We start from the raw sequence: 13808 nt of genomic DNA, 5'->3' as shown, positions 1-13808 counted from the left end.
CCGATGGCCACCATCACCCTCAAGGGCAAACCCAAGCCCGCCGCCAAGACCCGCAACGCCGAGGGCGAGAAGCGCGCGCCGGTGCGAGGCAAAGGCGTCTCCAAACCCCGCCCCTCGCTGGCCAAGGCGCAAGCCGAACGGGCCGAGCGCGAGGCCGCTTTCCAGCAGGCCCAGCAACAACGCAACGAGCGGCCCGCGCCCCAACGCGACGGCCAGCGTGATGAGCGCCCGGCCCGCCCGAAGCCGACCGGCTTCAAGCCCGACCGCCCGCAGCCGCCGCGCGGTGATGCGCCGCAACGCCCTGAGCGTGGCCCACGCGCACGGCCGGACGAGCGCCCACCGCAGTACCGTGGCGACGCGCCACAGCGCCCGGAACGTGGCCCGCGTGCCCGACCCGATGAGCGTGGGCCACAGCAGCGCGGCGATGCACCGCAACGCCCGGAGCGCGGTCCGCGCGCCAGGCCGGACGAACGCCCCCCCACGGACCGACCGCCCCGCGTCGACCAACGCCGCGTTGCCAACCGCGGCCCCAATTTCGAGCCGCCGAGCCGGCCGCAGCAGCGCCACAACCCGGCCCGCGAGGTGGCACCGGAGGACGGCGAGCGCCTGTCCAAGCGCATGGGCGAGCTCAAGCTCGCGTCGCGCCGCGAAGCCGATGAATGGATCGCCGCCGGCTGGGTGCGCGTCAATGGCAAGGTCGCCGTGCTGGGCCAGCGCGTCGGCCCCGACGTGCAGATCGACATCGACCCCGCCGCCCGCAACCAGCAGGCCCAGCTCGTCACCGTGCTGCTGCACAAGCCCATCGGCTACGTGTCGGGCCAGGCCGAGGACGGCTACGAGCCGGCGGTCGTGCTCTTCCAGCCTGAGAACCGCTGGACGGACGACGCCTCCGGCATCAAGCCCAACGCCGGCCACCACCGCAACCTGGCACCCGCTGGCCGGCTGGACATCGACTCGACGGGCCTGCTCGTGCTGACGCAGGACGGCCGCATCGCCCGCGTGTTGATCGGCGATGACTCCGACGTGGAGAAGGAATACCTGGTGCGCGTCGAGTTCATCGGGCTGCCCGGCGCCGACCCGGTGCCCGAAGGCACGCTGCCCAACGAGGCGCTGTCCAACAACAAGCTGGCGCTGCTCAACCACGGCCTGGAGCTGGATGGCGAGGAGCTGAAGCCCGCCAAGGTCAGCTGGCAGAACGAGCATCAGCTGCGCTTTGTGCTGCGCGAGGGCAAGAAGCGCCAAATCCGCCGCATGTGCGAGCTGGTCGGCCTCAAGGTCGTTGGCCTGAAGCGCGTGCGCATCGGCCGCATTCCTCTCGGCCATCTGCCGGTGGGGCAATGGCGCTACCTGGCGCCGTGGGAAAAATTCTGAACACTCCGGTCTGCTTGGCCGGCCCGACTGGTTGCGGCAAGACGGCAGCGGCTCTCGCCATCGCCGAGGTGCTGCCGGTCGAGATCATCAGCGTCGACTCGGCGCTGGTCTACCGCGGCATGGACATCGGCACCGCCAAACCCACGGCGGCCGAGCTGGCAGCGGCGCCGCACCACCTGATCGACATCCTCGACCCGCTGGACAGCTACTCGGCCGCCGAGTTCGTGCGCGACGCCAAGCGGCTGGCCGCGGAGATCACCGCGCGCGGCCGGCTGCCGCTGCTGGTGGGCGGCACGATGCTGTACTTCAGGGCCCTGTTCGACGGCCTCTCGACGCTGCCGCAGGCCGATGCCGAGCTGCGCGCGGCCATAGACGCCGAGGCCGCCGAGCGCGGCTGGCCGGCCATGCATGCCGAACTCACGCGGCTGGACCCCGAGACCGGTGCCCGCCTTGCGCCCAACGACAGCCAGCGCATCCAGCGCGCGCTGGAGGTCATCCGGCTGACAGGCCAACGCTTGAGCGCACTGCACGCCGCGTCGCGCGACGAAGGCGTGGACTGGCCCCTGTTCTCGCTGGAACCCACCGACCGCGCCTGGCTGCACGAGCGGCTGGCGCAGCGCTTCGACGCGATGCTGGCCCACGGCCTCGTCGACGAGGTCAAGACACTGCGCGCCCGCGGCGACCTGAGCCTCGCGCTGCCCTCGATGCGCTGCGTTGGGTACCGCCAGGCCTGGGAGGCGCTGGACGCCGACAACTTCTCCGACCTGCGAGAGCGCGGCATCGCCGCCACCCGCCAGCTGGCCAAGCGCCAGATCACCTGGCTGCGCGCCATGCCCCAGCGCCGCGTCATCACCTGCGATGGGCCGCAACCCATTGCCGAGCTGCTGGCCGGCCTGCAGCGCCTTTTGGCCTGAGCCTGCAATCTCCGCTTGCATTGCCTCGGTTGCCTCGCTAAAGTGATATCACTTTGATTCACTTTTGAAACAGGTCTCACCATGCTCAACCACTCCCCGTCGCGCACCATCGTGACCGAGCGACCGGCCCGCGCAAGCAATGGCTATCTGATGGCCGCCGTGGGCCTGGCGCTGGGTGGCCTGGGCGTGTTCGCGCTGACCCGAGGCCTGCCGGCTTACGGCATTCCCATGGCCCTGGCGGGCCTGTTCACGATGGCCGGGCTCTACATGCTCAATCCCAACCAGGCCGCCGCGCTGACGCTGTTCGGCGCCTACATCGGCAGCGACCGCGGCGCCGGCCTGCGCTGGGCCAACCCGCTGTCGCTGAAGAAGCGCATCTCCCTGCGCGACCGCAACCTCAACGCACCGGTGCTCAAGGTCAACGACCAGCGCGGCAACCCCATCGAGATCGCCGCCGTCGTCGTCTGGCGGGTGCGCGACACCGCGCAGGCCCTGTTCCAGGTGGACGACTACGAGGCCTATGTGCGCGTGCAGGCCGAGGCCGCCATCCGCCACCTGGCCGCCTGCTACGCCTATGACGAGTCCGACGACGTCGGCACCGGCCGCGTGACGCTGCGCGGCGGCCAGGACGCCGTGGCGCAGGCCCTGCGCACCGAGCTGCAGGCCCGCTTCGACGATGCCGGCGTCGATGTGCTGGACGCCAAGATCAGCCACCTCGCCTATGCCCCCGAGATCGCCCAGGTGATGCTGCGCCGCCAGCAGGCCGAGGCCATCATCGGCGCACGCAGCAAGATCGTGCAGGGCGCCGTCACGATGGTGGAGACGGCACTGCAAGGCCTGAGCGAGCGCCAGATCGTCGTGCTGGACGACGAGCGCAAGGCGGCCATGGTGAGCAACCTGCTCGTCGTGCTGTGCTCGGACCGTGAAACGCAACCGGTGGTCAACACCGGCACGCTCTATACCTGACGGCGGCGCCGACCTGCCAGCATGGCCAGCCCCGACAAGAAGTCCTTTCCGCTGCGCGTCGACCCCGCGCTGTGGGCCGAGGTCGAGCGGCTCGCGGCGATGGAGCTGCGCAGTGCCAACGCGCAGGCCGAGTTGCTGCTGCGCGAGGCGCTGGGCCGGCGCGGCGTCAAACTCGCCCCACCCAAGGGGCGCGCCACGGCGCCCCGCAACGACCCGGAGCCTTCCCCATGAGCGTGCTCAGCGCGCGCAAGCTGTCCAAGTCCTTCGGCGATGTGGCCGTCTTCGCGGGGGTCGACATCGACCTCGCACCGGGTGAAATCGTCGCGCTGCTGGGCGAATCCGGCAGCGGCAAATCCACGCTGCTGAATTGCCTGGCCGGCCTGGACGAGGCCGACGCCGGCGGCATCACGCTCGACGGCCAGGACCTGCGCGCCATGGACGACGACGCCCGCTCGGCCTTGCGCCGCCAGGCGCTGGGCTTTGTCTTCCAGGCTTTTCACCTGCTGCCGCACCTGAGCGTGGCGGACAACGTCGCGCTGCCGTTGCGGCTGCTGGGCCAGCCGGACGACGCACGAGTGCAGCAGATGCTGGCCGCGGTGGACCTGGCACCGCTTGCGGCCCGCATGCCGCGGCAGCTCTCCGGCGGCCAGTTGCAACGTGTCGCCATCGCACGAGCGCTGGTGCATCGGCCAAGGCTGGTGCTCGCCGACGAGCCCACGGGCAACCTCGACCCCCGGCATGCGGGCGAAGTGCTGGAGCTGCTGCAACGCTGCACGCACGAGGCCGGAGCCGCGTGCTTGCTGGTGACGCACTCGGAGGTCGCTGCGCGCGCGGCTGACCGACGGCTGCGCCTGGATGCGAACGGGCTGCATGCTGAGTAGCACTGGGGTCACGGCCAGTCCCACCGACCTGCGCCTGTGGCGCCACCTCTGCTGGCCCGCCTGGCGCGACCAACCCGGCCGCATCCTGCTGGCCATCGTGGCCGTCATGCTGGGCGTGGCACTGGCCTTCGGCGTGCACCTGCTCAACGGCGCGGCGCTCACCGAGTTCGCCCGCGCCGCACGCGGCGTCAACGGGCAACCCGACCTGATCCTGCGCGCCCGCTCCGGCCCGCTGGCCGACGCCGACCTCGCCGAGGTGCTGAACCGCCCCGAGGTCGCCGCCGCCAGCCCCGTCGTCGAGGCGCAGGCGCTGTGGCCGGGCCACACCGGCCCGGATGGCCGCGGCCTGTCCGTCCACCTCATCGGGCTGGACCCGCTCGCCCTGCTGGCCTCCGCCGCCAACGGCCACCCGCTGGCGCCGGAGCTGACGCCCCAGATCGAAGGCGGCCCGGCCCAGGCGCTGGCCGCCAACACCGTGCACCTGAACGCCGCCGCCCGCGCCCGCTTGGCCGAAGGGGCGACGAGCCTGACGCTGCGCCTGCCCCAGCCCGGTGGCGGCGCGCCGCGCGACATCGAGCTGGCCATCGGCGGCCGCGTTGCCGCCGGCACCACCCCGCTGGGCGTGCTGGACATTGCCGACGCGCAAGCGCTGTTCGGCCGCCTGGGCGCGCTGGACCGCATCGACGTACAGCTCGCGCCCGGCGTGGACGCCGCCGCCTGGTCCGCCCGCCTGCCCACACGCTGGAAGGCCACGCCGCCCGACGACGAAGGCGCCCGGCTGTCCGACCTGACGCGCGCCTACCGCGTGAACCTCGGCCTGCTGTCGCTGATGGCGTTGTTCACCGGCAGCTTCCTCGTCTACGCGGTGCTGTCCCTCGCCACCGCCCAGCGGCTGCCGCAATGGGCGCTGGTGGGCGTGCTCGGCGTGTCGGCGCGCATGCGCTGGCGGCTGATCCTGATGGAGGGGCTGGTCGTCGGCGCCGCTGGCACGCTGCTGGGCCTGGCCCTGGGCGCCGGCCTGGCCGCCGGGGCGCTGAAACTGCTTGGCAGCGACCTCGGCCTGCATGGCGCCAGCGACTCGTCGGCCGAGCTGCTGTGGCGCCAGCCGCTGCTGCTGCCAGCGCTGGTCTACGCGGCCCTGGGCCTGGCTGCGGCCCTGGTCGCAGCGCTCGCGCCGGCGCTGACGGTGCGGCGCATCGCGCCCGCCCTCGTGCTGAAGGGCCTCGGCCTGCCGGCGAGCCGCACGCTGCCGGCCTGGGTCGGCGGCGGGCTGCTGGCGCTGGGCGGCGCACTGGCCTGGCTGCCGCCGGTGTGGGGCGACACGCCCGTGGCGGCCTACCTGTCCATGCTCTGCCTGCTGATGGGTGGCCTGGCCCTGGTGCCGGCCCTGGTGCGTGGCATGACGGCAGCGCTCGCCACTCTGCCGGCCAGCGCGCTGCTGTTGCTGGCCCGCGAACGCAGCCGCGATCAAGCCACCGAGGCGCGCCGGTCACTGGCTGGCGTGCTCGTCGCCCTGGCACTGGCCGTGGCGATGACGGTGATGATCGGCAGCTTCCGCGAGTCGCTGATGCGCTGGCTGGACCATGCGCTGCCAGCCGACCTCTACGTTCGCAGCGCGCTGCGTGGCGGCAACGGCATGCCCGTACCGCTGCCGCAGGCCCTGCTGGATGCCCTGCCCCGCCAGCCCGAGATTGCCCGCACCGCGCCGCAGCGCTCGGCCCGGCTGCGCCTGGCGCCAGGCACCGACGCAGTGGCGCTGACGGCGCGAGATGTGGACACCGGCAGCCTGCCCCTCGTCGAGCGCTGGAGCGGCCACGTGGCGGCCGATGCCCTGCCCGTTTGGGCCAATGAGGCCGCACGCGACCGCGACGGGCTGGTGCCGGGCCACGTCTTCTCGGCCGAGTTCGTGGACGGCGGACGCGCCGTCAAGCTGCAGGTGCACGGCATCTGGCGCGACTACTCGCGCCAGAGCACGGCGCTGTGGATGGCCCTGCCCGACTACCGCCGCGCCAGTGGCGACGCTACATCCACCGAAGTGGCGCTGTGGCTGCCGCCCGGCCAGACACTGGACGCCACGCGCGCCGCCATTCGCAAGCTGGCCGGCGAGGACGTCGAGATGGCCGCCGCCGGCGAGCTGCGCACGTTGTCGCTCAAGCTCTTCGACCGCAGCTTTGCCATCACCGTCTGGCTGCAGGCCGTGGCGCTGGCCGTGGGCCTGTTCGGCGTCATCGCCAGCCAGTCGGCCCAGGCGCTGGCGCGCCGGCGCGAGTTCGGGCTGCTGCGGCATCTGGGCCTGTCGCGGCGCCAGCTGATGCGGCTGCTGCTCATCGAGGCCAGCCTCACGGGCGGTGCCGGCGCGCTGGCCGGGCTGGCGCTGGGCCTGGGGCTGAGCGTTGTGCTGGTCTATGTCGTCAACCCGCAGAGTTTTCACTGGAGCATGGAGATGCATCTGCCGCTCGCACGCCTCGCGGCGCTGGTGGGCCTGGCCTTTGCGGCGGCCGTCGGCGCGTCCGTCATCGCCGGGCGTCGAGCACTGGGCGCCGACGCCGTGCGCGCCGTGAGGGAAGACGCATGAAGCGCCGCGCTTTGTTGCTTGCCGCCCTGCCCCTGCAGGCCCGTGCCGCGCTGAACTTTCCCAGCGACTTCGGCGCCCACCCCGACCAGGCCATCGAGTGGTGGTACCTCACCGGCCTGCTCGGCGACCGCGACGGCGCGCCACCCCGATACGGCTACCAGCTGACCTTCTTCCGCCTGCCTGGCCCCGCCGCGGCCGACCACCCCAGCGGCTTGGCGGCCAAGCAGTTGCTGCTTGGCCACGTGGCCTTGTCCGACCTGGGCGCCAAGAAGCAGCGCCACGGCCAGCGCCTGCTGCGCGCCCTGCCCGGCGCCGTGCACGCCATGGTGGACGACTGCGACGTCAAGCTGCGCGACTGGACGCTCAAGCGCGAGGGCGACGGCCACCGCGCCATCTTCGGCGGGCCTGGTTTTGCGCTGGAGCTGGAGCTGTCATCGCCCGACGCGCCGCTGCTGCAGGGCGACGGCGGCCTTTCCCGCAAAGGCCCCAATCCCGCGCAGTTCAGCCACTACTACTCGCGCCCCCAACTCGCCACCCAGGCCGCGCTGATGCTGGACGGCCAGCGCCACAGCCTCGCCGGCCGCGCCTGGCTGGACCATGAATGGAGCAACAGCGTGCTGGGCGACTCGGTGGGTTGGGACTGGCTGGGCATCAACCTGCACGACGGCCGCGCGCTGACGCTCTTCCAACTGCGCCGCAAGGACGGCAAGCGGGACTGGGCCGGCGGCAGCTTGCGCACGCCCGGCCAGCCCGACCGCAGCTTCAGCCCTGAGGAAGTCCAGATGACCCCGACCCGCCACTGGGCCAGCCCGGCCACGGGCGCACGCTGGCCAGTTGAATGGCGGCTGAAGAGCCCCGCCGGCGAGATGCTGCTGAGCGCCGCCTTCGACGCCCAGGAGATCGACGCGCGGCACAGCAGCGGCCTCGTCTATTGGGAAGGTGCCGCCCAGCTGTTCGACAGCCAAAAGCGGCCACTGGGCGCCGGCTACCTGGAATTGACCGGCTACGCGGGCAGGCCGCCACTCCTGTAGCCCACAATGCGCGCCGAATGCCAAGCCAGCCACGCCAACCCACCCGCCCGACCTTCGGCTGGGACAACCTCTCGGGAGAGCGCGCCGCCGGCCTGCCCGCCGTCGACGACCTGCCCCACACCCGGCTGCTGACCAGCGGCCGTGCGGCGCTGTTCGCCGCGATGAAGGCCCTGGGCGTGAAAGCCGGCGACAGCGTGCTGGCCCCGAGCTACCACTGCCCGACGCTGGTTGCGCCGCTGCGCGCGGCCGGTGCGGCGGTGCAGTTCTATCCGCTCGGGCCTGACGGCCTGCCGGCGCTGGATGCAATCACGCCGGCTTCGGGCACACGCGCCCTCGTCGTGGCCCAGCTCTTCGGCCTGCCACGCTCGCTCGCGGCCGTGCGCGCCTGGTGCGACGCCCGCAGCATCGCGCTGGTGGAAGACTGCGCTCACAGCTTCTTCGGCCAGGCCGGCGAGCGGCCCATCGGGCAATGGGGCGACCTGGCAACGGCCAGCGTGTCCAAGTTCTTCCCGGTGTCCGAGGGTGGCCTGCTCGCCTCCGCGCGGCCGCTGCCCGCGCAGGCCCTGCAACCGGCCGGCGCCAAACAACAGCTCAAGGCCTGGATCGACCTGCTGGAGCGCGCCAGCGAGCAGCGCCGCCTGACCGGGCTGAACCTGCCGCTGCGCGCGCTCTTCCGCCTGAAGAACGGCCCGCCACGCACGCCGTCCACGGGCGGCACGCCCCGTGAGATGAACGAGGCCGAGATGCTGGCCGACTGCGACCTGGCTCGCAGCGAGCAGGCGCCACCGGCGCTGACGCACCGGCTGTTCGACTTGCCGCGCGCCCGCATCGTTGCGCGCCGCCGCGCCCATTTCGACACCCTGTACCGGTTGACGCAGAACCTGCCCGGCGCCCGCCCGCTGCTTGGCCCGCTGCCCGCCCAGGCCGCGCCCTATGTCATGCCGCTGTGGGTGGACGAACCCGAGCCCGTCTATGCCGCACTGCGCGCCGCTGGCTGCGCGGTGTTCCGCTGGGACCGCGTCTGGCCCGGCGTGCCGGTCTTCCACGACGACCACGGCGCGCGCTGGCGCACCCATGTGTTGCAGCTGCTCTGCCACCAGGACCTTGACGACGCGATGCTGGCCCGCACCTGCGCCGTATTGACGGACACACTGACCCGATGAGTTCCACCACCGACCGCCCCGCCTCCAAACAGGCCCGCTCGCTGAGCGGCCTGGCGCCCTTCCTGCGCCCCTACCGCGGCCGCATCGCGCTGGCCTTCGCGGCCCTGCTGCTCTCGGCGCTGGCCACGCTGGCCTTCCCGCTGGCGCTGCGCGGCCTCATCGACGCCGGCTTCGAGGCCGGCAACCCCGGCGAGCGGCTGATGGCGCTGCGCGAGCATTTCCTGGCCATGTTCGCCGTGGGCGCCGCCCTGGGCGTGTTCTCGGCGTCGCGCTTCTACATGGTCACCTGGCTGGGCGAACGCGTGACGGCCGACCTGCGCAACGCCGTCTACACCCACGTGCTGCGCCAGAGCCCCGAATTCTTCGAGACGACGCAGACCGGCGAGGTGCTGAGCCGCATCACGACCGACACCACCGTCGTGCAGACCGTCGTCGGCTCCAGCCTCTCCATGGGCCTGCGCAACATGGTCATGGGCGCCGGCGCGCTGGTCATGCTCATCGTCACCAACCCCTATGTGATGGGCCAGGTGCTGGGCATCCTCTTGCTGATCGTGGCGCCGGCCCTGTACTTCGGCCGCCGCGTGCGCAAGCTGTCGCGCGCCAGCCAGGACCGCGTGGCCGACACCTCGGCCATCGCCGCCGAGGTGCTGAACGCCGTCACCGTCGTGCAGAGCTACACCCAGGAGGGGGCGGAGGCCAAGCGCTTCGCGACCGCCAGCGAGGCCGCCTTCGACACCGCACGCAAGCGCACGCGCATCCGCAGCTTCATGGTCGCCTTCATCATCACGGCCGTCTTCGGCGCGATGCTGTGGGGCCTGTACCAGGGCACCCAGGCCGTCATCGCCGGCAAGATCTCGGCCGGCCACCTAGGGCAGACGGTGGTGTACGTGACGTTGCTGGTCAGCAGTGTGGCCGTGCTGGCCGAGGTCTGGGGCGATGTGCTGCGCGCGGCCGGCGCCACGGAGCGACTCATCGAGCTGATGGAAGCGCGCTCCCCGGTGGCCGACCCGGCCGTGCCCAAACCGCTGACGATGGCTCAGGGCGGCAGCCGCGTCGACTTCGACGCCATCACTTTCAACTACCCGTCCCGGCCGCAGACGGCGGCGCTGGATGCACTGTCGCTGACCGTGCAGCCGGGCGAAACGGTGGCCCTTGTTGGCCCGAGCGGCGCCGGCAAGACGACGGTGTTCCAGCTGCTGCTGCGCTTTTATGACCCGCAGCACGGCCAGATCCGCCTGAACGGCGTGCCGACGCAGCAGCTGAGCCTGGCCGACCTGCGCGCCAACGTCGGCCTAGTGCCGCAGGACAGCGTCATCTTCTCGACGACGGCGATGGAAAACATCCGCTACGGCCGGCCCAGCGCAACGGACGAGGAGGTCATCGCCGCGGCCAAGGCCGCCTTTGCCGACGACTTCATCCGCGCTCTGCCCGAGGGCTATGCCAGCTTCCTGGGCGAGCGCGGCGTGCGTCTGTCTGGCGGCCAGCGCCAGCGCATCAGCATCGCCCGCGCCATGCTGAAGAACCCGCCGCTGCTGCTGCTGGACGAAGCCACCAGCGCGCTGGATGCCGAGAGCGAGCGCGTCGTGCAGGCCGCGCTGGAAGCCGCGATGCAGCATCGCACGACGCTGGTCATCGCGCACCGGTTGGCCACCATCCAGAAGGCCGACCGGATCGTCGTGCTGGACGCAGGGCGCATCGTGGACATCGGGCGGCATGACGAGCTGGTCGCTCGCGGCGGGCTCTACGCCAAGCTGGCTGCCATGCAGTTCGGCCTCGTACACGCATGAGGGTGCGCGCCCTGCTCGGCGCGCTGGCTTGGCTGGCTTCAAGCGTCTGGGCGCAGGCCGAGACGCCAGCGCCGTTGTCCGTCCAGGATGCGACGCGGGCGCCGCTGGTGGTGCAGGCGGCGATCTCGCCCGACGGCCGCCATGTCATCGCGCTGATGAACAGGCGCTTCGGCACCGGCGTGATGCTGGTGAACACCGACGACGCCTCGCACAAGGACATCATCTTCGGCCAGTGGGAGCGCGACGCCGGCTACCTGTTCGCGCGCTATCCGCGCCGGCTGAGCTGGATCACGTCGAGCATCTTCGCCGTCGACTACGGCGCCGTCGCTTCAACGCATGACCTCACCGGCAAGCGGCTGGCGGACATCGGTGTGCGCATGCTGGCCAAGGCCGTGCCGGGCGACCCGCAGTCCACAGCGGTGCTGAGCTATGACGATTTCAAGCTCCGCAAGCTGGCGATGTTTGACGCCCGCAACGGACGCAGCCGGTCGCTGTCGTACCCGATGTCCGGCGATCCGATGGACTGGGCGCTGGACGCAGAGGGCCGGCTGCGCATGCTGACGCTGGCCAACTCCGAGTTCTGGAACGACCGCACGCTGTTGTCGCAGTGGTACCGCGGCCCGAAATCGGATGAATGGCTCAAGCTCGATGAGTTCAAGGTCACCGAGGAGCGCTGGCAGCCCCTCGTCGCATCGGCGTCATCGGACGAATTGACCGTGCTGTCGCGCGAAGGCCGCGACACCTGGGCGATCTTCCGCTACGACCCGATGACCAAGCAGCGCGGCGACATGCTGGCTGGTGACGACCAGGTCGACATCACCTATGCCGACGGCGACGAAGGTGATGGCAGCTACCGGCGCTTCTACAAGGGCGGCCTGAAGCCGGCGGCGCAGTGGCTGGAGCCGCGCTGGGCCGCGCTGCAGAAGGCGGTCGACGCGGCGCTGCCGGGCAAGGTCAACCGGCTGTCCGGCACCGATCCCAAGGGCCGCGTGCTGGTGCAGTCCTACAGCGACGTGGACCCCGGCGTCTGGTATCTGCTGGACGCATCGACGATGAAGATGCGCCTGCTGCTGGAGGCCCGGCCCGATATCGACCCGGCGCAGATGCGGCCCATGGAAACCATCTCCTACGCCGCGCCCGATGGCTTGAACATCCCCGCCTTCCTGACACGGCCCGCCACCGGCAAGGGCCCCTGGCCACTGGTCGTCATGGTGCACGGCGGGCCTTTCGTGCGCGACCACTGGGCCTGGGACGCCGACACGCAGTTGCTGGCCACGCGCGGCTACGCGGTGCTGCAGCCCCAGTTCCGCGGTTCCACAGGCTTCGGCAAGGCCTTCGAGCAGGCCGGCTACGGTCAATGGGGCCTGGCCATGCAGGACGACATCACGGCCGGCGTGCAGCACCTGATCCGCACCGGCGTGGCCGACCCGAAGCGCATCTGCATCTATGGCGCGAGCTACGGCGGCTACGCGGCCGTCTGGGGCCTGATCAAGACGCCCGAGCTCTACCGCTGCGGCGTCAGCTTCGCCGGCGTATCGGACATCGCCCAGCTCTACGCGGACAGCTCCGACTCCACCAAGATCACACGCGAGACGGCCCGGCTGCGCGTCGGCGACCCGGAGAAGGAGCGTGCCAAGCTGGACGCGGTCTCACCGCTCAAGAATGCCGCCCGCATCCAGGCGCCGCTGCTGATCGCGCATGGCGACGACGACATGCGCGTGCTGATCGGCCACAGCGAGCGGCTGATGAAGGCCATGGACAAGGCAGGCCGGCGGTATGAGTGGCTGCTGCTGAAGGACGAAGGCCACGGCTTGAGCACCGTCCAGGGCGCCGAGTTGTTCGCCACCCGCCTGCTGGGCTTCATCGACAAGCACATCGGCAAGCCCACGGGCGCAGACGCGGACAAGTAAACGCGAGGCATTCGGGGCATCAAGCCGCGGCCTGATGCCGCCCGCTCACGAGTGGTCCCATCCCAGCCGCACCACGCCGCAGTGCCGGCACACGAACTTGTAGAACGCGTTGTCGCCCGCCGGCTCGTAGCCCTTGGTAGCGCGGGCCCAATCCTTCTCGGTCAGCCCGTAGTGCTGCCGCCAATCCGCCTTCGTGGCTTCGCTCGCGTCTTCCACGTCCTCCTCCAGCGCGTCGCCGTGGAACTCACAGGCGTCGTTGCAATGCGCCAGCCACTCCTCCTGCTGCCAGCATGAGTAGCCGGGTGTGCGCAGGTTCACCTCGTCGATGACGTCTTGGGCAATGCCCGCTTGCTGCAGCGGGTGTGAGTCAGAAAACCTCGCGCCCAGCTTGCCCGCCGCGGAGCCGTCAGCGATGCACCAGGGGCACAGGCGCTCGTCCAGGTCGCTGGTGCCGTAGACCGGCTGCACATAGACGAAACCACGCGCCTGGCCGCAACAGGCGCATTCGACCTGCCGCGCTGCGATGGCGCCGGTAGCCAGCGGGTCGGGGTGATAGCGGAAGGAAGGCATGTTCATGCCTGCACGCTAGCAGACGCCTGGGCGAAAGCGCCTCTTGGGCGACGCGGTCAGTTCTAGCTGCCTGGTGCCGAGTCCTGCGCCTCGACAAAGGCCCGGCGGAATGCGAGCGGCTCCGCGATACCGTTGATGGGCGCATGGGACGAGCCCGTGCCGGCGATGACGAGCGTGCCGAAGTTGAGCATCCGGCCGATCAGCGACTGATTGACCTGGATGCTTTCCACCTTGTTGATGTTGATCTCTATCGTGCTGCGGCGGATGAACCCGTGCTTGACGATCAAACGCTTGGTCGTCACGGCCAGTTCGGTGGATCGGATGCGGACGTAGGCGACGCCCCAAAGGATGAGGCCCAGGCCGAAGGCCGGCAGCAGGATCAGGCCGAACAGCAGCAGGTGCCACACCGACCAGAGGCTGGTGCGCCCCAGGTGGACGACGCGCTCACCGGGCACGAGAACCTCATCGACGTAGCTGGACATGTTGGGATCTGTGGAGTGGATGCCGAGGATTGGACAACAGTGTCAGTGCATCGGCATCGGCTGGGGAATGCTGAAGAATCCGACTAGCTGGATGGCTAGCCGCCAGAGGCAGCCGCAATGCCGCGCTGGTGGATGCCATGGGGTCAAGGACCCTCAAT

At 70.9% G+C, this 13808-nt stretch carries 12 protein-coding genes; 10 read left to right on the top strand and 2 right to left on the bottom strand.

Features of this window, described 5'->3' with window-relative positions:
- The first annotated feature begins 3 nt into the window (after positions 1-3).
- From AC07V5_RS23205 to AC07V5_RS23160, 10 genes are all read left to right on the top strand, one after another.
- A complete protein-coding gene (locus AC07V5_RS23205; protein WP_495118091.1) occupies positions 4-1371 on the top strand; it encodes a pseudouridine synthase in 1368 nt (455 codons plus the stop codon).
- Positions 1338-2285: a tRNA (adenosine(37)-N6)-dimethylallyltransferase MiaA gene (gene miaA / locus AC07V5_RS23200; protein WP_495118090.1), complete on the top strand. Its 948-nt coding sequence runs from the start codon at positions 1338-1340 to the stop codon at positions 2283-2285. Before AC07V5_RS23205 ends, miaA begins: the two co-directional genes overlap by 34 nt.
- Before the next feature lie 81 nt (positions 2286-2366).
- A complete protein-coding gene (locus AC07V5_RS23195) occupies positions 2367-3251 on the top strand; it encodes an SPFH domain-containing protein (protein ID WP_495118089.1) in 885 nt (294 codons plus the stop codon).
- A 21-nt stretch (positions 3252-3272) separates the two neighbouring features.
- Positions 3273-3482 (top strand): type II toxin-antitoxin system antitoxin, encoded by a 210-nt coding sequence (locus tag AC07V5_RS23190; protein WP_495118088.1) that lies wholly within the window; start codon positions 3273-3275, stop codon positions 3480-3482.
- Positions 3479-4132 (top strand): ABC transporter ATP-binding protein, encoded by a 654-nt coding sequence (locus AC07V5_RS23185; RefSeq protein WP_495118087.1) that lies wholly within the window; start codon positions 3479-3481, stop codon positions 4130-4132. The genes AC07V5_RS23190 and AC07V5_RS23185 overlap by 4 nt, the downstream gene beginning before the upstream one ends.
- A complete protein-coding gene (locus AC07V5_RS23180) occupies positions 4122-6707 on the top strand; it encodes an ABC transporter permease (protein ID WP_495118086.1) in 2586 nt (861 codons plus the stop codon). The genes AC07V5_RS23185 and AC07V5_RS23180 overlap by 11 nt, the downstream gene beginning before the upstream one ends.
- Positions 6704-7738 carry a lipocalin-like domain-containing protein gene (locus AC07V5_RS23175; protein WP_495118085.1) on the top strand — a complete coding sequence of 345 codons (1035 nt, stop codon included), beginning with the start codon at positions 6704-6706 and terminating at the stop codon, positions 7736-7738. The genes AC07V5_RS23180 and AC07V5_RS23175 overlap by 4 nt, the downstream gene beginning before the upstream one ends.
- Positions 7739-7755: 17 nt before the next feature.
- Entirely contained in the window at positions 7756-8901 is a 1146-nt protein-coding gene (locus AC07V5_RS23170) for a DegT/DnrJ/EryC1/StrS family aminotransferase (RefSeq protein WP_495118084.1), read from the top strand.
- A complete protein-coding gene (locus AC07V5_RS23165) occupies positions 8898-10688 on the top strand; it encodes an ABC transporter transmembrane domain-containing protein (RefSeq protein ID WP_495118083.1) in 1791 nt (596 codons plus the stop codon). The genes AC07V5_RS23170 and AC07V5_RS23165 overlap by 4 nt, the downstream gene beginning before the upstream one ends.
- A complete protein-coding gene (locus tag AC07V5_RS23160) occupies positions 10685-12598 on the top strand; it encodes an alpha/beta hydrolase family protein (RefSeq protein ID WP_495118082.1) in 1914 nt (637 codons plus the stop codon). Before AC07V5_RS23165 ends, AC07V5_RS23160 begins: the two co-directional genes overlap by 4 nt.
- Before the next feature lie 45 nt (positions 12599-12643).
- Here the strand turns inward: AC07V5_RS23160 and AC07V5_RS23155 are convergent, their stop codons facing one another.
- Positions 12644-13174: a CbrC family protein gene (locus tag AC07V5_RS23155; protein WP_495118081.1), complete on the bottom strand. Its 531-nt coding sequence runs from the start codon at positions 13172-13174 to the stop codon at positions 12644-12646.
- A gap of 56 nt (positions 13175-13230) precedes the next feature.
- Entirely contained in the window at positions 13231-13650 is a 420-nt protein-coding gene (locus tag AC07V5_RS23150; protein WP_495118080.1) for a PH domain-containing protein, read from the bottom strand.
- Positions 13651-13808: the final 158 nt, after the last annotated feature.

The organism is Roseateles sp. GW821-FHT02E12 (assembly GCF_059421665.1).
The sequence above is the reverse complement of the archived record's forward strand: the minus strand, read 5'-3'. Positions and strand labels throughout refer to the sequence as shown.

Excerpts from the sequence above, each read along its gene's own strand:
- AC07V5_RS23175 (WP_495118085.1), top strand. The coding sequence starts at position 6,704 with ATGAAGCGCCGCGCTTTGTTGCTTGCCGCCCTGCCCCTGCAGGCCCGT.
- AC07V5_RS23195 (WP_495118089.1), top strand. The coding sequence starts at position 2,367 with ATGCTCAACCACTCCCCGTCGCGCACCATCGTGACCGAGCGACCGGCC.
- AC07V5_RS23185 (WP_495118087.1), top strand. The coding sequence starts at position 3,479 with ATGAGCGTGCTCAGCGCGCGCAAGCTGTCCAAGTCCTTCGGCGATGTG.
- AC07V5_RS23190 (WP_495118088.1), top strand. The coding sequence starts at position 3,273 with ATGGCCAGCCCCGACAAGAAGTCCTTTCCGCTGCGCGTCGACCCCGCG.
- AC07V5_RS23160 (WP_495118082.1), top strand. The coding sequence starts at position 10,685 with ATGAGGGTGCGCGCCCTGCTCGGCGCGCTGGCTTGGCTGGCTTCAAGC.
- AC07V5_RS23155 (WP_495118081.1), bottom strand. The coding sequence starts at position 13,174 with ATGAACATGCCTTCCTTCCGCTATCACCCCGACCCGCTGGCTACCGGC.
- AC07V5_RS23180 (WP_495118086.1), top strand. The coding sequence starts at position 4,122 with ATGCTGAGTAGCACTGGGGTCACGGCCAGTCCCACCGACCTGCGCCTG.
- AC07V5_RS23170 (WP_495118084.1), top strand. The coding sequence starts at position 7,756 with ATGCCAAGCCAGCCACGCCAACCCACCCGCCCGACCTTCGGCTGGGAC.
- AC07V5_RS23205 (WP_495118091.1), top strand. The coding sequence starts at position 4 with ATGGCCACCATCACCCTCAAGGGCAAACCCAAGCCCGCCGCCAAGACC.
- miaA (WP_495118090.1), top strand. The coding sequence starts at position 1,338 with ATGGCGCTACCTGGCGCCGTGGGAAAAATTCTGAACACTCCGGTCTGC.
- AC07V5_RS23150 (WP_495118080.1), bottom strand. The coding sequence starts at position 13,650 with ATGTCCAGCTACGTCGATGAGGTTCTCGTGCCCGGTGAGCGCGTCGTC.
- AC07V5_RS23165 (WP_495118083.1), top strand. The coding sequence starts at position 8,898 with ATGAGTTCCACCACCGACCGCCCCGCCTCCAAACAGGCCCGCTCGCTG.